General features: G+C 66.8%; 16 protein-coding genes and 1 pseudogene. 13 read left to right on the top strand and 4 right to left on the bottom strand.

Translation table 11 applies throughout. The features are described 5' to 3' along the window. The 4 genes and pseudogenes from RM96_RS23975 to RM96_RS23960 all read right to left on the bottom strand — a co-directional run. Positions 1-266 (bottom strand): annotated as a pseudogene (locus tag RM96_RS23975) (hypothetical protein); the annotation flags it as partial. Further along, positions 263-766: a MarR family winged helix-turn-helix transcriptional regulator gene (locus RM96_RS23970; protein WP_039014221.1), complete on the bottom strand. Its 504-nt coding sequence runs from the start codon at positions 764-766 to the stop codon at positions 263-265. The gene RM96_RS23970 and the pseudogene RM96_RS23975, both read right to left, overlap by 4 nt. Positions 767-874: 108 nt before the next feature. Next, positions 875-1,876: a Bug family tripartite tricarboxylate transporter substrate binding protein gene (locus RM96_RS23965; protein ID WP_039014220.1), complete on the bottom strand. Its 1,002-nt coding sequence runs from the start codon at positions 1,874-1,876 to the stop codon at positions 875-877. Between the two features lie 163 nt (positions 1,877-2,039). Further along, positions 2,040-3,155: a porin gene (locus RM96_RS23960; RefSeq protein ID WP_039014219.1), complete on the bottom strand. Its 1,116-nt coding sequence runs from the start codon at positions 3,153-3,155 to the stop codon at positions 2,040-2,042. A gap of 338 nt (positions 3,156-3,493) precedes the next feature. Here RM96_RS23960 and coq7 point away from each other — a divergent pair, with 338 nt between their 5' ends. The 13 genes from coq7 to RM96_RS23895 all read left to right on the top strand — a co-directional run bounded on the left by coq7 (position 3,494) and on the right by RM96_RS23895 (position 18,527). Next, the gene (gene coq7, locus RM96_RS23955; protein ID WP_039014218.1) at positions 3,494-4,117 is read left to right on the top strand and encodes a 2-polyprenyl-3-methyl-6-methoxy-1,4-benzoquinone monooxygenase; all 624 of its coding nucleotides are present in this window, start codon (positions 3,494-3,496) and stop codon (positions 4,115-4,117) included. Between the two features lie 420 nt (positions 4,118-4,537). Beyond that, positions 4,538-4,966 carry a division/cell wall cluster transcriptional repressor MraZ gene (gene mraZ / locus RM96_RS23950; RefSeq protein WP_039014217.1) on the top strand — a complete coding sequence of 143 codons (429 nt, stop codon included), beginning with the start codon at positions 4,538-4,540 and terminating at the stop codon, positions 4,964-4,966. Between the two features lie 13 nt (positions 4,967-4,979). Then, the gene (rsmH, locus tag RM96_RS23945; protein WP_039014215.1) at positions 4,980-5,963 is read left to right on the top strand and encodes a 16S rRNA (cytosine(1402)-N(4))-methyltransferase RsmH; all 984 of its coding nucleotides are present in this window, start codon (positions 4,980-4,982) and stop codon (positions 5,961-5,963) included. Then, positions 5,960-6,289, top strand: coding sequence for a cell division protein FtsL (ftsL, locus tag RM96_RS23940; protein WP_039014214.1), 330 nt, complete (start codon positions 5,960-5,962; stop codon positions 6,287-6,289). Before rsmH ends, ftsL begins: the two co-directional genes overlap by 4 nt. Continuing rightward, positions 6,286-8,091, top strand: a complete 1,806-nt coding sequence (locus tag RM96_RS23935; protein WP_039014213.1) for a peptidoglycan D,D-transpeptidase FtsI family protein — start codon at positions 6,286-6,288, stop codon at positions 8,089-8,091. Before ftsL ends, RM96_RS23935 begins: the two co-directional genes overlap by 4 nt. Next, positions 8,088-9,650 carry a UDP-N-acetylmuramoyl-L-alanyl-D-glutamate--2,6-diaminopimelate ligase gene (locus RM96_RS23930; RefSeq protein WP_039014223.1) on the top strand — a complete coding sequence of 521 codons (1,563 nt, stop codon included), beginning with the start codon at positions 8,088-8,090 and terminating at the stop codon, positions 9,648-9,650. Before RM96_RS23935 ends, RM96_RS23930 begins: the two co-directional genes overlap by 4 nt. Then, positions 9,647-11,047, top strand: a complete 1,401-nt coding sequence (locus RM96_RS23925) for a UDP-N-acetylmuramoyl-tripeptide--D-alanyl-D-alanine ligase (protein ID WP_039014211.1) — start codon at positions 9,647-9,649, stop codon at positions 11,045-11,047. The genes RM96_RS23930 and RM96_RS23925 overlap by 4 nt, the downstream gene beginning before the upstream one ends. 13 nt (positions 11,048-11,060) lie before the next feature. Beyond that, entirely contained in the window at positions 11,061-12,230 is a 1,170-nt protein-coding gene (gene mraY, locus RM96_RS23920) for a phospho-N-acetylmuramoyl-pentapeptide-transferase (protein WP_039014210.1), read from the top strand. A 49-nt stretch (positions 12,231-12,279) separates the two neighbouring features. Next, positions 12,280-13,791 (top strand): UDP-N-acetylmuramoyl-L-alanine--D-glutamate ligase, encoded by a 1,512-nt coding sequence (murD, locus tag RM96_RS23915; RefSeq protein WP_039014209.1) that lies wholly within the window; start codon positions 12,280-12,282, stop codon positions 13,789-13,791. Then, on the top strand, positions 13,788-15,029 hold the full coding sequence (ftsW, locus tag RM96_RS23910; RefSeq protein WP_039014208.1) for a putative lipid II flippase FtsW: 1,242 nt from the start codon (positions 13,788-13,790) through the stop codon (positions 15,027-15,029). The genes murD and ftsW overlap by 4 nt, the downstream gene beginning before the upstream one ends. After that, the gene (gene murG, locus RM96_RS23905; RefSeq protein ID WP_039014207.1) at positions 15,026-16,096 is read left to right on the top strand and encodes an undecaprenyldiphospho-muramoylpentapeptide beta-N-acetylglucosaminyltransferase; all 1,071 of its coding nucleotides are present in this window, start codon (positions 15,026-15,028) and stop codon (positions 16,094-16,096) included. The genes ftsW and murG overlap by 4 nt, the downstream gene beginning before the upstream one ends. Before the next feature lie 23 nt (positions 16,097-16,119). Continuing rightward, entirely contained in the window at positions 16,120-17,547 is a 1,428-nt protein-coding gene (gene murC / locus RM96_RS23900; protein WP_039014206.1) for a UDP-N-acetylmuramate--L-alanine ligase, read from the top strand. Then, positions 17,544-18,527: a D-alanine--D-alanine ligase gene (locus RM96_RS23895; protein WP_039014205.1), complete on the top strand. Its 984-nt coding sequence runs from the start codon at positions 17,544-17,546 to the stop codon at positions 18,525-18,527. The genes murC and RM96_RS23895 overlap by 4 nt, the downstream gene beginning before the upstream one ends. Positions 18,528-18,534: the final 7 nt, after the last annotated feature.

Here is an 18,534-nt window from a genome sequence, read left to right as displayed (position 1 = left end):
AACAGGCGGGTCAGGTCGATCGAGAAGCCCAGCCCTACGCCGCCGCCTCCGCCACCACCCACGCCCGCCGCACCGACGCCAACGCCGTATCCGCCATAGCCGGCGCTGTCTGTCACGTCGATACGGGTCAGGAAGGTCTTGTCGGTAACACGCCCCAGCTTGATGGTGGCGTTGAGCGGCGTCACCTGTGGCGCAGGTGGCGTCGAATTGCATGCCGCGAGGATTGGCAGCAAGCAGCACAAGGCAATGACGTGCGGCGTTTTCATGGCGAGGTCAGGCCGGTTTTCAGGCGGCCCAGCAGGCGGAACAGGGCGCGGCGATCCGTCTCGGCAAGGCCCGAGAACAACTGTTCGATCCAGTCCTCATGCGCGCGCGCCATGCGCGAGAAGGCGGTGCGGCCGGCCGGCGTGAGCCGGATCAGGTAGGCGCGCCGGTCGGCCGGCAGGGCCTCGCGCGAGACCAGCCCTTCCTCCTGCAGCTGGTCGGTGATACCCGTGACGTTGCCGCCGGTCACCATCATGCGCCGCGACAGCTCGCCCATCTTCAGGCCTTCCGGATGGCGGTCGAGCTGGGCCATCAGGTCGAAGCGGGGCAGGGTGCAGGCGAAGTCCTGGCGCAGGCGCGAGCGGATGTCGCCCTCGATCAGGTTGGTGCAGGTGAGCAGGCGCAGCCAGAGGCGCAGGGCTTCGTGCTCGGTGTCGCCGGCGCGGGTTTCGAGGTCGACCGGTTCGGCATCGGCGCCGCCGGCGGGGGAGGGATTGGGCATCGTGAAAGTGGCGCAGTGTGGCGGAAGTCGCCAGCGGCCACCCGCACCCGGCGGATGGCCCAGACATTTGATGCCTCAAGTATATGCGGGATGCGCCCTTGTCCGGGACTAATCGACCTTGGCGCCGGAGTCCTTCACTACCTTCGACCACTTGGCGGTCTCGGCCCGGATAAAGGCGGCGAACTGCTCCGGGGTACTGCCGACCGGCTCGGCGCCTTGCGCCTGCAGGCGCTCGCGTACGGCCGGGGACCCGAGCGCCTTTGCCACCTCATGCTGGATGCGGTGCACGATCTCCGGCGATGTGCCCGCCGGCGCCAGCAGGCCGAACCATGAGCTGGCCTCGTAGCTCGGCAGGTCGGCGGCTGCTGCGACGGTGGGCACGCCGGGCAGGGCTGGCGACGGCCTGGCGCTGGTCACCGCCAGTGCCTTGAGCTTGCCGCCCTTGATCAGCGCCATCGACGACGGCAGGTTATCGAACATCACCTGCATGGTGCCGCCGGCCAGGTCGGTCAGGGCCGGGCCGCTGCCCTTGTACGGGAAATGCACCATATAGGTCTTTGTCTGCGTCTTGAACAGCTCGCCGGCCAGGTGGATCGACGTGCCATTGCCGCTGGACGCCATGTTGAGCTTGCCCGGATTGGCGCGCGCATAGCCGATCAGGTCCTTCACGCTGTTGATCTTGTTCTGCTGCGCAAAAGCCGGATTGACCACCAGCACGTTCGGCACCGCCGCGACCTCGGTGATCGGCGTGAAATCCTTGATCGGATCAAATGGCAGCTTGCCGTACAGCGACTGGTTGATGCCGTGCGTGCCGACGGTGCCCATCAGCAGCGTGTAGCCGTCGGGCGCCGTCTTCGCGACGATGTCGGCGCCGATGTTGCCGCCGGCCCCGGGTTTGTTGTCCACCACGACGTTCCAGCCCGGCAGCTTCGCCAGTTCCGCGGCCACGGCGCGCCCTAGGATGTCCGTGGTTCCGCCGGCCGCAAACGGCACCACGAGCCGGATCGGCTTGTTCGGATACGGATCGGCTGCCAGGGCAGACTGGCTGACAAGCGCGGTGAGGCTGCCGGACAGCAGCAGCGCGATGACGCGCCGGCGATTGGATGGCATGCGGGGTCTCCTGGGTATGTCCGGGCGGTCCGGTTGGTATGGTCAGTGCATTCTAGTTGCCACTTGCGGGAACGCCGATGAGGTGATGCCCTATGACCATGCCATCGCCGCGCCAATGAAAAAAGGCACCCGAAGGTGCCTTTGGGGTTCGAGCGGAATGCGCTTAGAACTTGTGGCGGATACCCACGGCGGCGCCGAGCATGGTGGTCTTGCCGGTGCCCAGGAAGTAGCCGTTGGCAAAGCTGATCGCCGAGGTGTCGAAGTTCAGGCCGGCATTCTTCGAGAAGGCCGTGGTCAGGTACACGTCGGTACGCTTGGACAGGCTGTAGTCCGCGATGAACGAGACTTGCCACGGGTTCTTGACGTTGACGCCAGCCAGGTTCTTCACGTCGTCGTAGTTGTACTGGAGCGTCAGGCCCAGTTGCGCGGTGACCTGGTAGTTGGCGCCGATCCAGTAGTAGTCGTCGCGCAGGAGCAAAGCGCCCGACGGAGCCTTCGCCTGGCCCCAGCGATAGCCGCCCATGATCTTGGCCGGACCGAAGGCATAGCTGGCAGCCACGGCAGCCTTCTTGAAGGTGCCGGTGTCGCCCGTTGCGGTGAGCGTCGGGTTGTACTGGTCGTAGGCGGCCGTGATGCCGAACGGACCGGCGGCATATGCCAGGCCGGCGCCGTAGCCCGAGTCACGGCGGAACTGGCCAGGCACTTCGCCGTTGCCGGCGACGCCGTTACCGAAGGTCCAGTGGGCGATCGCGGTCACCGGGCCGAATACGCCCGTGTACTTGGCGGTGTTGTCCGAGCGGAAGCCCAGGCCGAGCTGTGCGACAACCGGTTCGTACTGGGTGGCGTAGCCCGACGGCGAGAAGTTGGCGAGCAGGTCGAACAGCGTGGTGTACTGGCGACCGAACGTGAAGCGGCCCACCTGGGAGCTTTCCAGGCCGACATACGCTTGACGACCGAACAGGCGGCCACCTTGCTGGGACTTGCCGTCGTCAAGGCCGAAACCGCTTTCAAGCACGAACAGTGCTTTCAGGCCGCTGCCGAGATCTTCCACACCGCGCAGGCCCCAGCGCGAACCGGACAGGCCGCCGGACGACATGCGCACGAGGTCGTGTGCCGGGCCGGTCGCGAATCCGTTGGCTGCCGACGGCGTGACGCTCGACATGTGGCTGACGTACTCGATGTTGGCATCTGCCACGCCATACAGCGTTACGCTCGATTGGGCTTGCGCAGCCCCTGCAAACATGCCCAGCGCGGCCAGCGCCAGTAGCGATTTCTTCATGCTCGTTGATCTCCACTTTAGAATTTATTGGTGACGCTCAGGAGAACCTCCTTAGGGTCTCCATCCCCTGCACGCCCAACTTCGCGAGAAGTTGCGAAGCACTGTAACAAACAACGTTTAGTTCTCCAGCCGGCCGCGGCTCCCTTGTCTTCTTTTAGCAACTCAGGGTTTTTTCGTACAAAACACGAGAACATGCGGCGCGGCGCGGGCTGGCGGCGATTAGAAGGAAGCTACAATGCGGGTAATCCCGATGACCTCTGCGGCGTGTGGCGACATCATTGATATCCCCACATTGGTAGGGGCGCGAAGAAATCACGACGATCTTCCAGCTCTCCGACATGGACACCCTGATCCGAGAATTCGATGTGGCATTGCGCGCGATCGCCGGCGCGACCCGTTCGGCCCGTCCCAACCCGGCTGACCGGCTGGCGCCGGACATTGAACAGATGAGTGCCGAAGAGCGCCGTCATGTGGCCGGGCTCATGCGCATCAACCATGTCGGCGAGGTCTGCGCGCAGGCTCTCTACCAGGCGCAGAAGCTGACGGCCCGCACCGGCCCGGTGCGCGAGCAGATGGACGCCGCCGCGCGCGAGGAGGAGGACCACCTCGCCTGGTGCGCCGACCGGCTGCGTGAGCTCAATTCGCGCCCGAGCCTGCTCAACCCGCTGTGGTACGCCGGGGCCTTCGCCATCGGCTGGCTGGCCGGCCGTGCCGGCGACAGGGTCAGCCTCGGGTTCGTGGCCGAGACCGAGCGGCAGGTCGAGCATCACCTCGGTGGCCACCTCGACCGGCTGCCCGCTGCCGACGGCCGCTCGCGCGCCATCCTGGAACAGATGCGCGACGACGAGATCCGTCATGGCGATGCCGCACGCGATGCCGGTGGCATTCCGCTGCCGGCACCGGTGCGCGCGTTGATGCGCGGCGCCTCGCGCGTGATGACCACGGCCGCGTATCGGATCTGACCTGGTTCCCCACGAATCCCGTGCCCCGGGCCTCGCGGCCGGGGGTTGTCTGGCAAATGTTGTATCCTTTTTCACGGTTGCGGGACCGGTCTTTCCCGGGCTGTCGGCAGTTCCTCCCTCGGTAGTTCTCAGGTGGTTTCTCTGCTTTCCTCCATAAGATCTTCATTTCATTAGGAATTCACCCAAACGGTGCGTGAGGTGTACGCGCTAAGTCATTGTTCTGACTCGAAAAATCTCGTTTGTTGCCCTGCAACGAGCCTTGACCCGCCATATCGCTTCCTCTAAAGTGGGAAATAGTGTGAGGAAGTGTGTTTTTGTGTGAAATTGCAGCCCGGCTATGGGATCATCGCCACATAGTCGGAATTGGACGATTCACGCGAGCGCTGGCGGGGAAATCGCCGGCTCGGACCGGGGGCGAGCTTGTTTCAGGGAGCATCGGCACTCTCTCTGGATGCCAAGGGGCGGATGTCCATTCCGTCGCGGCACAGGGAGGCGCTGCAACAGCAGGCCGAGGGCCGGGTGACGCTGACCAAGCACCCGGATGGCTGCCTGCTGCTCTTTCCCCGGCCCGAGTGGGAAAACTTCCGCACGCGGATCGCGGCGCTGCCGATGGATGCACACTGGTGGAAGCGCATCTTCCTGGGCAATGCCGCCGACGTGGATATGGACGGCGCGGGCCGCGTGCTGATCGCACCGGAGCTGCGCGGTGCCGCCATGCTCGACAAGGAAGTCATGCTGCTCGGCATGGGCAGCCATTTTGAAGTCTGGGATGCCGCGACTTACGCCGCCAAGGAACAGCAGGCGATGGCGCAAGGCATGCCGGAAGCATTGAAGAATTTCTCTTTCTGAATCTGAAGAGGTCATGAGCCCTACCGGAACGCCGGCAACCCCCGCCCTGCACCATCGCACCGTGCTGCTGGACGAGGCCGTCGAGGCGCTGGTCTGGCGGCCGGATGGCGTTTACGTGGACGGCACCTTCGGCAGGGGAGGGCACAGCCGGGCGGTACTGGCCCGGCTGGGACCAGACGGGGCTTTGGTTGCGTTCGACAAGGACCCAGCAGCAATCGCAGAAGCGGGCACCATCAAGGATGCCCGCTTCTCCATTGAGCACGCGAGCTTTGCGGCCATGGGCGAGCGCCTGGCCGGGCGCGGCCATGTGGCCGGCGTGTTGCTCGACCTGGGGATCAGCTCGCCCCAGATCGATGAGGCGGCGAGGGGGTTTTCCTTTCGTTTCGAGGGCCCGCTGGACATGCGCATGGATACCACGCGCGGCGTCACTGCCGCCGAGTGGCTGGCGCAGGCGGATGAGCAGGACATTGCCAGGGTGATACGAGACTATGGGGAAGAACGGTTTGCTCTACAGATTGCAAAGGCGATTGTTGCTCGCCGGCGCGAACCCGGCGATGGCGGACCCGTCGCCACTACTGCCGATCTTGCCGCGCTCGTGGCGAAAGCCGTCAAAACACGCGAGAAGGGCCAGGACCCTGCGACCCGCACCTTTCAGGCTCTACGGATTCACGTCAATCAAGAGCTTGAGGACCTCGAAAGAGGGCTGAAGGCTGCCTATGAGCTGCTGCAGGTAGGAGGGCGCCTGGTGGTGATCAGCTTCCATTCGCTGGAGGACCGCATCGTCAAGCGGTTCATGCAGGCGCACGCCCGTCCCCAGCAGGATGCCGATCCCGCCCTGCGCCGCGCGCCGATTCGGGCCGCCGACCTGCCGCAGCCCACGCTGCGCCTGCTCGGCCGCGTGAAGCCGGGCACCGAAGAGGTGGCTGCCAACCCGCGCGCGCGCTCGGCCGTGATGCGCGTGGCCGAAAAACTGGCGCCGGGAGCCTTGCCGGCATGAACCGCCTGACCTTCTTCCTCCTGGCTGCCCTGATGCTCTGCGCGCTCTCGCTGGTGAGCGCGCAGCACCAGGCGCGCACGCTATTCGTGGCGCTGGACCGTAACCAGGCCGAAGAGAAGCAGCTCGATATCGACTGGTCGCGCCTGCAGTACCAGCAGAGCGCGCTCGGCAAGAGCGCGCGCATTGCCGATGCGGCGCGCGCCCAGCTCAAGATGGCGCCGGTCAGCCCCGGCAAGACCCAGTACCTGTCGGGCATCGTGCTGCCGTCGGCGCCCGCGCCCGATGCAGCCGCGGCCTCGGCGGCCGCAGCGGAGGCCCGCCCATGAACATGGCACGCCCGAACCCGCCCGGCCGCAATCGCGCCAACAACAACTCCCGCCCGCGCAGCGGCCAGTTCTCGGCCAGCCCGGTGCTCGGCCTGCGCCTGCCGATGTGGCGTTCCAAGCTGGTCGTGTTCCTGATGTTCGCGGCCTTTGCCGCGCTGGCCGTGCGTGCGCTCTGGATCCAGGGCCCGGGCAACCAGTTCTACGAGGCCGAGGGCAAGAAGCGCGTCCAGCGCACGCTCGAGCTGCCGGCCACGCGCGGCAAGATCCTGGATCGCAACGGCCTGGTGCTGGCCACCAGTTTGCCGGTCAAGGCGATCTGGGCGGTGCCGGAAGACGTGCCCAACCAGGTCGAGGCCGCCAAGATCCGCCAGCTCGCCAGGCTGCTTGACATGTCCGAGAAGGAACTGAGCCGCAAGCTGTCGGAGGACAAGAGCTTTGTCTACCTGAAGCGCCAGGTGCTGCCCGACGCCGCCGACAAGATCGCCGAGCTGAAGATCGAGGGCATCCACCAGACCCGCGAATACAAGCGCTTCTATCCCGAGGGCGAGGCGATGGCCCACATCGTCGGCTTCACCAACGTGGAAGACCGCGGCCAGGAAGGCGTGGAACTGGCGCGCGAGTCCGGCCTGGCCGGCCGTGCCGGCGCGCGCCAGGTGATCAAGGACCGCCTTGGCCGCGTGGTGGAAGACGTCGGCATCATCAAGACGCCGCGCGATGGCGAAGACATGCAGCTGTCGATCGACGCCAAGATCCAGTACCTCGCCTACAACGAACTGAAGGCGGTGGTGGAGCGCAGCAAGGCCAAGGCGGCCAGCGCGGTGGTGCTCGACGCCCAGACCGGCGAAGTGCTGGCGCTGGCCAACTGGCCTACCTACAACCCGAACGACCGCACCCGGCTGTCGGGCGAGCAGCTGCGCAACCGCGTGCTGACCGACACCTTCGAGCCCGGCTCGATGATGAAGCCGATCACCATCGGCCTGGCGCTGCAGCTCAAGCGTGTGACGCCATCCACGGTGGTTATCACCACCGGCAAGTACAACTTTGAAGGCGCCACCATCAGCGATACCCACAACTACGGGGCGCTGACGGTGGGCGGCGTGATCCAGAAGTCGAGCAACATCGGCACGACCAAGATCGCGATGATGATGAAGCCGCAGGAAATGTGGGACATGTTCACCAGCGTCGGCCTGGGCCAGGCGCCCAAGATCGGCTTCCCCGGCGCGGTGGCCGGCCGCGTGCGCCCGTTCAAGAGCTGGCGTCCGATCGAGCAGGCCACGATGTCGTATGGCTACGGGCTGTCGGTGTCGCTGTTCCAGATCGCGCACGCCTACACGATCTTCGCGCATGACGGCGAGCTGATCCCCGTGTCGATGTTCCGCACCAGCGGCCCGGTCACCGGCGAGCGTATCCTGTCGCCGCAGGTGGCCCGCGACGTGCGCGGCATGCTCGAGACCGTGACCGCGCCCGGCGGCACCGCGCCCGAGGCGCAGGTGATGGGCTACCGCGTCGGCGGCAAGACCGGCACGGCCTACAAGCACGAGGGCCGCGGTTATAACCGCAGCAAGTATCGCGCCTCTTTCATCGGCCTGGCGCCAATGTCCAACCCGCGCGTCATCGTCGCCGTCAGCGTGGACGAACCCAGTGCCGGCAGCCACTACGGCGGCGCGGTCGCCGGCCCGGTCTTCGCGGCGATTACCGGCGGCACCTTGCGCGCCCTGAACGTCCAGCCCGATTCGCCGATCCGCCAGCTGGTGGTCAGCGACAAGGTGCAGGAGAGCGAACCATGGAGCTCGACGCAATGACGGTCAAGCCCCTGCTTCCGCTCGAAGTGACGACACAGGCCAGCAACGCGCTGGCCTGGCTGCGTACGAACGTCCAGGCCTCGGCCCAGCTCACCGGCGACACGCGCCGGCTGGCACGGGGCGATGTATTTTTCGCCTATGTGCTCGGCAACGAGCGGCTGGCCACCGACGGCCGCCCGCATATTGCGCAGGCCATCGCTGCTGGCGCCGGCGCCGTGGTCTACGAGGCCGACGGCTTCGACTGGACCTTTGGCGACGCCGTGCCGCATCTGGCGGTCACCAATCTCTACCAGGTTGCCGGGCCGATCGCGGCCGGCTGGCACGGCAATCCCGCGCGCGGCCTGGCCGTGACCGGCATCACCGGCACCAATGGCAAGACCTCGTGCAGCCAGTGGCTGGCGCGTCTGCTGCAGGCCACCGGCACGCCGTGCGCGACCATCGGCACGCTGGGCAGCGGTTTCCCGGACGCCCTGCAGCCGACCGGCTTCACCACGCCGGACGCCGTGCAGCTCCAGGCGAGCCTCGCCAGCCTGCACGACGCCGGCGCGCGCGCCGTGGCGATGGAAGTCTCGTCCCACGGCCTGGAGCAGGAACGCGTCGCCGGCACGCACTTCACCGTGGCGGTGCTGACCAACCTGACGCAGGATCATCTCGACTACCACGGCTCGATGGACGAGTACGAGGCGACCAAGGCACGGCTGTTCTGCTGGGACGGCCTGCGCACCGCCGTGGTCAACCGCGATGACGGCATGGGCCGGCGCCTGCTGGCGAACGACGGCGCCGGCATCGGCGCGCCGCATGTCATCGAGTACGGCATCGACGGCCCCGCCGGCGCTTCGGTTCGCGGTCCGCGCGGCCAGTGGCTGCGTGCCACCGGCGTGCGTGCCACCGCGACCGGCACGGCATTCCATATCGACGGCAGCTTTGGCGACGCCGAGGTTTCCACGCCGATGATCGGCGCCTTCAATGTCAGCAACCTGCTGGCGGTGCTGGGTGCCGCGCTGGCCAATGGCGTGGCGTGGGATGCGGCAATCGCCGCGCTGCGCACGCTGGCGCCGGTCGAAGGCCGCATGGAGCTGTTCGGTGCGCACGGCGGGCACGATGCCCCGCTGGCCGTGGTCGACTACGCGCATACGCCGGACGCGCTGGAACAGACGCTGGCCGCGCTGCGCCCGGTCGCGCAGGCCCGCAACGGCCGCCTGTGGTGCGTGTTCGGCTGCGGCGGCGACCGCGATCCGATCAAGCGTCCGCTGATGGGTGCCGTGGCCGAGCGCCTCGCCGACGAGGTCGTGCTGACCAGCGACAACCCGCGCAGCGAAGAGCCGCAGGACATCCTCGACGCCATCGCCGACGGCATGGCCGACCGCGCGCGCGGGCGCCAGATCGAAGATCGCGCCGCCGCCATTCTCTATGCAATCAAGCATGCCGCCGCGGCCGACGTGGTGCTGGTGGCAGGCAAGGGCCACGAGGCCACGCAGGAGATCCGGGGCCGCAAGCGGCCGTTCTCCGACCGCGAGCATGTTCGCCTGACTCTCGCCACACGTGGAGTATCGGCATGAGCCAGACCACCATGACCAATTTGCAGCAGGCCGCCGGCTGGATTGCCGGCGCGCGCGTCTCAGGCGATGGCGCCGTGGGTTTCTCGCGCGTCCATACCGACAGCCGCACCGTCGCCCCCGGCGACCTGTTCGTTGCGCTCAAGGGCGAGCGCTTCGATGCGCATGATTTCATCGCCGATGTCGTGGCGCGGGGCGCCGCTGCAGTGCTGGTGAGCCGCGAGATCGATGCCGGCGTGCCGGCCATCGTCGCGCCGGATACCCGCATCGCGCTGGGCGAGCTCGGCGCCGGCTGGCGCCGCCAGTTCACGCTGCCCGCGGTGGCCGTAACCGGCAGCAATGGCAAGACCACGGTCAAGGAAATGATCGCGGCGATCTTTGCCGCCGCAGTCGGCGAAGACCACCGCCTGGCCACCGGCGGCAACCTGAATAACGATATCGGCCTGCCGCTGACGGTGCTGCGCCTGCGCGCCACGCACAAGCTGGCCGTGCTCGAACTGGGCATGAACCATCCGGGCGAGACCGTCTACCTGGCGAGCATTGCACAGGCCACGGTGGCGGTGATCACCAACGCGCAGCGCGAGCACCAGGAATTCATGGTCAGCGTGGAAGCCGTTGCCCATGAGCATGCCGCGGCGATCGCAGCGTTGCCTGCAGATGGCGTGGCGGTTTTCCCCCTCGACGAGGAAAGCGGCGGCCAGCACGCGCCGATCTGGCGCCAGGCCGCCGGCGCACGGCGCGCGCTCTCGTTCGGCACCACGAGCAAGGCCGACGTCAGCGCGGAGGTCGCGCTGGTGGACGGCGTACAGGTGATGCAGATACGCGCGCGCGGCCATGCCTTCGAAGTCAGGCTCGGCCTGCTGGGCGCCCACAACGTGCGCAATGCATTGGCGGCGATCGCCTGCGCGCTCGCCGCGGGCGTCCACGTGCCGGCGATCCAGAAGGGGCTGGCCTCGTTCAAGGCGGTCAAGGGCCGCCTGCAGGTCAAGCACACGCCGGGCGGCACGGTGGTGATCGACGACACCTATAACGCCAACCCCGACTCCGTGCGGGCAGCCATCGACGTGCTGGCAGGATTTGCCGCGCCGCGCGTGCTGGTGCTGGGCGACATGGGCGAAGTGGGCGACCAGGGGCCGGAGTTCCATCGCGAGATCGGCGCCTATGCGCGGGCGCGCGGCATCGAAACGCTGTGGGCGACCGGCGAGCTGGCGCCGCACGCAGTGCAGGCCTACGGCCGGGGCGGGCGCCATTTCGCGCGGGCCGAAGAACTGGCCAAGGCGCTGGAGGAAGACATCGGGGGCACGGTGGCGAAAGCCGGCGCCGTGCTGGTGAAGGGATCGCGCTTCATGCGCATGGAACGGATGGTGGATGCGCTGGTCGCAAACACTTCCGCACACTAAGTAAGAAAACACGATGTTATTGGCTCTGGCCCAGTGGCTGCAAAACGATTACAGCTTCCTTCGGGTCGTCAACTACCTGACTTTCCGCGCGGTGATGGCCAACCTCACCGCGCTGCTGATCGGCCTTGCGTTCGGTCCGTGGGTGATCCGCAAGCTGACCGAGCTGAAGGTCGGCCAGGCCGTGCGCACCATTGGCCCGCAGTCGCACCTGGTCAAATCGGGCACGCCGACCATGGGCGGCGTGCTGGTGCTGGTGTCGATCGCGGTGTCGACGCTGCTGTGGTGCGACTGGGGCAACCGCTTTATCTGGGTGGTGATGCTGGTCACGTTCGGCTACGGCGCCATCGGCTGGGTGGACGACTACCGCAAGGTGGTCTATCGCGACCCGCGCGGCATGTCGAGCCGCGAGAAGTTCTTCTGGCAGACCCTGATCGGCCTGGTGGCCGCGGTCTACCTGGCGTTCTCCGTATCGGAAAGCAGCAATGTGCGGGTCTGGGACCTGTTCCTGAGTTGGGTCGAAGGCGGGCTGTCGCTGGACATGCCGTACAAGTCGAACCTGATCGTGCCCTTCTTCAAGGAGATCAGCTATCCGCTGGGCGTGGCCGGTTTCATCGTGCTGACTTACCTGGTGATCGTCGGCTCCAGCAATGCCGTGAATCTGACCGACGGGCTGGACGGCCTGGTGATCATGCCGGTCGTGCTGGTTGGCAGCGGGCTTGGCGTGTTCGCCTACGTGATGGGCAGCTCGGTCTACAGCAAGTACCTGCTGTTCCCGCATATCCCGGGCGCGGGCGAACTGCTGATCTTCTGCTCCGCGCTGGCGGGGGCGGGCCTGGCCTTCCTCTGGTTCAACGCGCATCCGGCCCAGGTCTTCATGGGCGATGTGGGCGCGCTGGCGCTGGGCGGTGCGCTCGGCACAGTGGCGGTGATCGTGCGCCAGGAGATCGTGCTGTTCGTGATGGGTGGCATCTTCGTGGTGGAAACCCTGTCGGTGATGCTGCAGGTCACGTGGTTCAAGCTCACCAAGCGCCGCTATGGCGAGGGGCGAAGGCTCTTTCGCATGGCGCCGCTGCATCACCATTTCGAACTGGGCGGCTGGAAGGAAACGCAGGTCACCGTGCGCTTCTGGATCATCACCATGCTGCTGGTGCTGATCGGGCTGTCGACGCTGAAGCTGCGCTGATCGTGGCGCTATCTGAATAGACACAGGAAACCAAAGGCAGGAAATCAAAGTGTTTGGCGAGCTGCAAAAACCTCATGTGCTGGTACTCGGCCTCGGCGAATCGGGGCTGGCGATGGCGCGCTGGTGTGGCCTGAACGGCTGCGCAGTGCGCGTGGCCGACACGCGCGAGGCTCCCGCCAACCTTGTCTTCCTGCAGGCCGAGCTGACTTCGGCGCAGTTTGTCGGCGGCCCGTTTGCGGATAGCCTGCTCGACGATATCGGCCTGATCGCGATCAGCCCGGGCCTGTCGCCACTCGAAAGCGGCACCGGCGCGCTGCTGGCGGCCGCACGCGAACGCGGCATTCCGGTATGGGGCGAGATTGAACTGTTCGCCCGCGCGCTGGCCCACCTGGAGACCGAATCGGGCTACGCCCCGAAGGTCCTGGCGATCACCGGCACCAACGGCAAGACCACCACGACCGCGCTGACTGGCCGGCTGGTCGAGCGCGCCGGCAAGAGCGTAGGGGTGGCGGGCAATATCAGCCCGTCGGCACTGGACAAGCTTTCTGCCTGCATCGCCTCGGCGACGCTGCCGGATGTGTGGGTGCTCGAATTGTCGAGCTTCCAGCTGGAAACCACGCACACACTGGCGCCGCACGCCGCGACCGTGCTTAACGTCACGCAGGATCACCTGGACTGGCACGGCTCGATGGAGGCCTATGCCGCATCGAAGGCGCGCATCTTTGGTCCGGCGGACGGCAAGTGCGTGCAGGTACTCAACCGCAACGACCGCCTGACGATGGACATGGCGCGGCCGGGCAGCGTGCCCGTGACGTTCGGCACCGACCTGCCGGAAACGCCGGGCAGCTTCGGCGTGCTGCGCGAAGGCGGCATGCCCTGGCTGGTGCTGGCCGAGCCCGACCACGAAGCGGAAGGGGAGGGCAAGCCGCGCCGCCGCAAGGCCGACGCCGCCGCCCAGGAAGCCGTGCCGGTACGCCACAAGCGGCTGATGCCGGCCGACGCGCTGCATATCCGCGGCATGCACAACGCCACCAACGCGATGGCGGCGCTCGCGCTGTGCCGCGCCATTGACCTGCCGCTCAACGCGCTGCTGCACGGCCTGCGCGAGTACCGCGGCGAGCCGCACCGCGTGGAGTGGGTCGCGACCGTTGACGACGTCGAGTATTTCGACGACAGCAAGGGCACCAATGTGGGCGCGACCGTGGCCGCGCTGTCGGGCCTCGACAAGCGCGTGGTCCTGATTGCCGGCGGTGAAGGCAAGGGCCAGGATTTCTCGCCGCTGGCGGCGCCGGTGGCGCAATACGCGCGCGCCGTGGTGCTGATCGGCCGTGCCGCCGCTGAGCTGCGCGAGGCCCTGCAGGGCAGCGGTGCCACCCTGGTCGATGCGGCCACGCTGGAAGACGCCGTGGCGAAATCGACCGAGCTGGCCGAATCCGGTGACGTGGTGCTGCTGTCGCCGGCCTGCGCCAGCCTGGACATGTTCCGCAACTACGTGCACCGCGCCGAAGTGTTCCGCGCCGCGGTGGAGGAACTGGCGCTGTCTCGGGGGATCTTGCCATGAGCGACTCGCAGGTCAAGCGCAGCGGATTCATCGGCGCCACCATCGGCAATGCCTGGGGTGGCCTGCGCGATGCGGTGTCTGGCGTCAAGCCGACCCGTTCGCGCATGATGGAGTACGACCAGCCCCTGCTGTGGGTGGCAATCGTACTGCTGGCGCTTGGCATGGTGATGGTCTACTCGGCATCGATCGCGCTGCCGGATTCCCCGCGCTACGCCAACTACCGCGAAAGCCACTTCCTGGTCCGCCATGCCTTTGCGCTGTTCATCGGCCTGTCGATGGGGCTGGTGGCGTTCCAGATTCCGGTGAAGGTGTGGGACCGCTACGCGCCCAAGCTGTTCATCATCGCACTGGTCCTGCTGGTGATCGTGCTGGTGCCGTTCGTCGGCAAGGGCGTGAACGGCGCGCGCCGCTGGATTCCGCTCGGCGTCATGAACTTCCAGCCGTCCGAGCTGATGAAGCTGGCGGTGGTGCTCTACGCCGCCAACTACACCGTGCGCAAGCAGGAGTGGATGCAGAACGTGTCCAAGGGCTTTCTGCCGATGGGCGTGGCAGTGGTGGTGGTCGGCATGCTGCTGCTGCTGGAGCCCGACATGGGCGCGTTCCTGGTGATCGCCGCGGTGGCCATGGGCATCCTGTTCCTGGGCGGCATCAACGGCAAGCTCTTCGCCGGTCTGGTCGGCGTTGCCGTGGGCGCCTTTGCGCTGCTGATCACGGCGTCGCCCTGGCGGCGCGAGCGGATCTTCGCTTACCTGAATCCGTGGGAAGAGAGCAACGCGCTGGGCAAGGCCTACCAGCTCACGCACTCGCTGATCGCGTTCGGCCGCGGTGAGTGGACCGGTGTCGGGCTGGGCGGCAGCATCGAAAAGCTGCACTACCTGCCCGAAGCCCATACCGACTTCATCCTCGCCGTGATCGGCGAGGAATTCGGCTTTGTGGGCGTGGTGGTCATGATCGTGCTGTTCTACTGGCTGGTGCGCCGCGCCTTCAATATCGGCCGCACCGCGCTGCAGCTCGACCGCACCTTTGCCGGGCTGGTCGCCAAGGGTATCGGCGTGTGGATCGGCTGGCAGACCTTCATCAACATGGGTGTGAACCTGGGCCTGCTGCCGACCAAGGGGCTGACGCTGCCGCTGGTCAGCTACGGTGGTTCGGGCATCCTGATGAACTGTGTGGCGCTGGCGATCCTGTTGCGGATCGATTACGAAAATCGAGTAATGATGCGCGGAGGGAAGGTATGACCGCCACGCGCACCCTGCTCGTAATGGCAGGCGGCACCGGGGGACATGTATTCCCGGGGCTGGCGGTCGCGCACGCGCTGCGCGAGCAGGGCTGGAAAGTGGTCTGGCTAGGCAATCGCACCGGCATGGAAGCCACGCTGGTGCCGAAGCACGACATCCCGATGGAGTTTATCCAATTCGGTGGGCTGCGCGGCAAGGGCCTGGTGACCAAGTTCCTGCTGCCGCTGAACCTGCTGCGCGCATTCTGGCAGAGCATCGGCGCGCTGCGCCGGGTGCGTCCGAGCGTGGTGCTGGGCATGGGCGGCTATATCACCTTCCCGGCCGGGATGATGGCATCGCTGCTCGGGCGCCCGCTGGTGCTGCACGAACAGAATTCGATCGCCGGGCTGGCCAACAAGGTGCTGGCGAAGGTGGCCGACCGCGTGCTGTGCGCCTTCCCGGACACGCTGCCCGACAGCGAATGGACCGGCAATCCGGTGCGCGAGGAACTCGCGCACATGGCCGAGCCCGAATCGCGCTACGACCAGCGCACCGGCCCGCTGCGCATCCTGGTGGTGGGCGGCAGCCTCGGCGCGGCGGCGCTCAACGAAGTCGTGCCGAAAGCCATTGCCCTGCTGCCCGAAGCGCAGCGCCCGCTGGTCACGCATCAGGCCGGCGCGAAGCAGATCGACACCTTGCGTGCGAACTATGACGCCGCGCAGGTGTCTGCACAGACCGTGCCTTTTATCGATGACATGGCGAAGGCGTATGCCGACGCCGACCTGGTGATCTGCCGTGCCGGCGCGATGACCGTCTCGGAAGTGGCCGCCGCGGGCGTGGCGGCGCTGTTCGTGCCGTTCCCGCACGCCGTGGACGATCACCAGACCACCAACGCGGAATTCCTGTCGAAGCAGGGCGCTGCCTTGCTCGTACAGCAAAAAGAACTGACGGCCGAGGGGCTGGCGCAGACCATCGCCGCCCTGACACGGCCGCAACTGAAGGACATGGCGCGCCTGGCGCGCGGACTGGCCAAACCTGAGGCGACCCGGCGCGTAGCCGAGATCTGCAGTCAGATGGCCAGGGACTGAAGCCAAATTCAAGCAGCAAACTAATGAAGCATATTGTCAAGAACATCCACTTCGTAGGCATCGGCGGCGCCGGCATGAGCGGCATCGCCGAGGTCCTGCTGAACCTGGGCTACAAGGTCTCGGGTTCCGACGTGGGCAGCAATGCCGCCACGCGGCGCCTGGCGTCGCTGGGCGCCACGGTCATGCATGGCCATGACGCGGCCAACGTGACGGGCGCCAACGCCGTGGTCGTATCCACCGCCGTGAGCGGCGATAACCCGGAAGTCCTGGCCGCCCGCAGCAAGCGCATCCCGGTGGTGCCGCGCGCGGTGATGCTGGCCGAACTGATGCGCCTGAAGCAGGGCGTGGCGATCGCCGGCACGCACGGCAAGACCACCACCACCAGCCTGGTGGCCTCGGTGCTGGCCGAAGGCGGGCTCGATCCGACCTTCGTGATCGGCGGCCGCCTGAACTCCGCCGGCGCCAACGCGCGCCTGGGCACGGGCGACTTCATCGTCGCCGAGGCGGACGAGTCGGATGCATCCTTCCTGAACCTGTTCCCGGTCATGGAGGTCATCACCAATATCGATGCCGACCACATGGACACCTACGGGCATGACTTTGCCCGGCTCAAGCAGGCGTTTATCGAGTTCACCCAGCGGCTGCCGTTCTATGGCATTGCCGTGCTGTGCGTCGATGACCCGAACGTGCGCGAGATCCTGCCGTTGGTGTCCAAGCCGGTGGTGCGCTACGGGTTTGCCGAAGACGCCCAGATCCGCGCCGTCAACGCGCGTGCCGTGGACGGGCAGATGCACTTCACCGTGCATCGCCAGCTCAATGGCCATGCCGAGCCGTCGCTGGACATCGTGCTGAACCTGCCGGGCATGCACAACGTGCAGAACGCGCTGGCGGCGATCGCCATCGCCACCGAGCTGGAGGTGCCCGACGCCGCCATCGTCAAGGCGCTGCGCGAGTTCCACGGCGTGGGCCGGCGCTTCCAGCGCTACGGCGAAGTGGCCACTGCAGACGGCTCTGGCACCTTCACGCTGGTGGACGACTATGGCCACCACCCGGTGGAAATGGCCGCCACGCTGGCCGCGGCGCGCGGCGCGTTCCCCGAACGACGCCTCGTGCTGGCCTTCCAGCCGCACCGTTTCACCCGGACCCGGGATTGCTTCGAAGACTTCGTCAAGGTGCTGGGCACGGTGGATGCCCTGTTGCTGGCCGAGGTCTATGCCGCCGGCGAGACGCCCATCGTGGCCGCCGACGGCCGTGCGCTGACCCGCGCGCTGCGCGTGGCCGGCAAGGTCGAACCTGTTTTTGTGGAGCAGATGGAAGAAATGCCCCAGGCCATCATGAGTGCCGTACGGCCCGGCGATGTGGTCGTGACGATGGGGGCCGGCTCGATCGGCGCCGTCCCCGGGCAGCTGGTCTCGCACCAGCAGCCGTTGCAAGCGGGAGGCCAGGCATGAGCTTCGTCGCCCATCCCAAAATCGATCCGAAATCGCTCGGCAAGGTCGGCGTGCTGCTGGGCGGCCGCTCGGCCGAGCGCGAGATCTCGCTGATGTCCGGGGCCGGCGTGCTGGCCGCGCTGCAGTCGCGCGGCGTCGATGCGCACGGCTTCGACCCGGGCAAGCAAAGCGTGGCCGAACTGGCCGCGGCCGGTTTCGACCGCGTCTTCATTGCGCTGCACGGCCGCTACGGCGAAGACGGCACCGTGCAGGGCCTGCTCGAGCAACTGGGCGTGCCCTACACCGGCAGCGGCGTGCTGGCGTCCGCGCTGGCCATGGACAAGGAGGCCACCAAGCGGCTGTGGATGACCCACAACCTGCCTACGCCGCGCTTTGCCATGCTGCATGCGGATACCGACTTTGCCGCCGTGGCGGCCGATCTCGGCCTGCCGCTGATCGTCAAGCCGGCCCGCGAAGGCTCGTCGATCGGGCTCACCAAGGTCACCGCCGCCGACCAGATGCGCGACGCGTTCGAGAAGGCGGCGGCGCTGGATAACGACGTCATCGCCGAGACTTTCATCGACGGCGCCGAGCTGACCTGCCCCATCGTAGGGGAGGGCGCCACCGCCGAAGCGCTGCCGGTGATCCAGATTGTCGCGCCCGGCGCGAACTATGACTATCAAAATAAGTACTTTACTGACGATACCCAATACTTGTGCCCGTCGGGCCTGGCTCCTGAAGTCGAGAAGGAAGTCCGGGAACTGGCGGTGCAGGCCTACCGTGTGCTGGGCTGCCGCGGCTGGGCGCGCGCCGACGTGATGCTGCGCGCCGACGGCAAGCCTTTCCTGCTTGAAATGAATACCTCGCCAGGCATGACCGGCCATTCGCTGGTGCCGATGGCCGCGCGCGCGGTCGGCATCAGCTACGAGGACTTCGTCATGCAGGTGGTGGCCTCCGCCACGCTGGACCTGCATCCGAACGAGCACTGGAAACCTGAATAACGCAGCA

It is taken from the genome of Cupriavidus sp. IDO (genome assembly GCF_000812465.1).
Classification (GTDB): domain Bacteria; phylum Pseudomonadota; class Gammaproteobacteria; order Burkholderiales; family Burkholderiaceae; genus Cupriavidus.
Note: the sequence above shows the minus strand (reverse complement) of the source record. Positions and strands in the feature narration are given on the sequence as shown.

Bases quoted from the DNA above. Each gene is read 5' to 3' on its own strand.
- mraY (WP_039014210.1), top strand. From the start codon at position 11,061: ATGTTATTGGCTCTGGCCCAGTGGCTGCAAAACGATTACAGCTTCCTT.
- ftsW (WP_039014208.1), top strand. From the start codon at position 13,788: ATGAGCGACTCGCAGGTCAAGCGCAGCGGATTCATCGGCGCCACCATC.
- RM96_RS23925 (WP_039014211.1), top strand. From the start codon at position 9,647: ATGAGCCAGACCACCATGACCAATTTGCAGCAGGCCGCCGGCTGGATT.
- murG (WP_039014207.1), top strand. From the start codon at position 15,026: ATGACCGCCACGCGCACCCTGCTCGTAATGGCAGGCGGCACCGGGGGA.
- coq7 (WP_039014218.1), top strand. From the start codon at position 3,494: ATGGACACCCTGATCCGAGAATTCGATGTGGCATTGCGCGCGATCGCC.
- murC (WP_039014206.1), top strand. From the start codon at position 16,120: ATGAAGCATATTGTCAAGAACATCCACTTCGTAGGCATCGGCGGCGCC.
- RM96_RS23970 (WP_039014221.1), bottom strand. From the start codon at position 766: ATGCCCAATCCCTCCCCCGCCGGCGGCGCCGATGCCGAACCGGTCGAC.
- RM96_RS23965 (WP_039014220.1), bottom strand. From the start codon at position 1,876: ATGCCATCCAATCGCCGGCGCGTCATCGCGCTGCTGCTGTCCGGCAGC.
- RM96_RS23930 (WP_039014223.1), top strand. From the start codon at position 8,088: ATGACGGTCAAGCCCCTGCTTCCGCTCGAAGTGACGACACAGGCCAGC.
- RM96_RS23960 (WP_039014219.1), bottom strand. From the start codon at position 3,155: ATGAAGAAATCGCTACTGGCGCTGGCCGCGCTGGGCATGTTTGCAGGG.
- ftsL (WP_039014214.1), top strand. From the start codon at position 5,960: ATGAACCGCCTGACCTTCTTCCTCCTGGCTGCCCTGATGCTCTGCGCG.
- rsmH (WP_039014215.1), top strand. From the start codon at position 4,980: ATGAGCCCTACCGGAACGCCGGCAACCCCCGCCCTGCACCATCGCACC.
- RM96_RS23935 (WP_039014213.1), top strand. From the start codon at position 6,286: ATGAACATGGCACGCCCGAACCCGCCCGGCCGCAATCGCGCCAACAAC.
- RM96_RS23895 (WP_039014205.1), top strand. From the start codon at position 17,544: ATGAGCTTCGTCGCCCATCCCAAAATCGATCCGAAATCGCTCGGCAAG.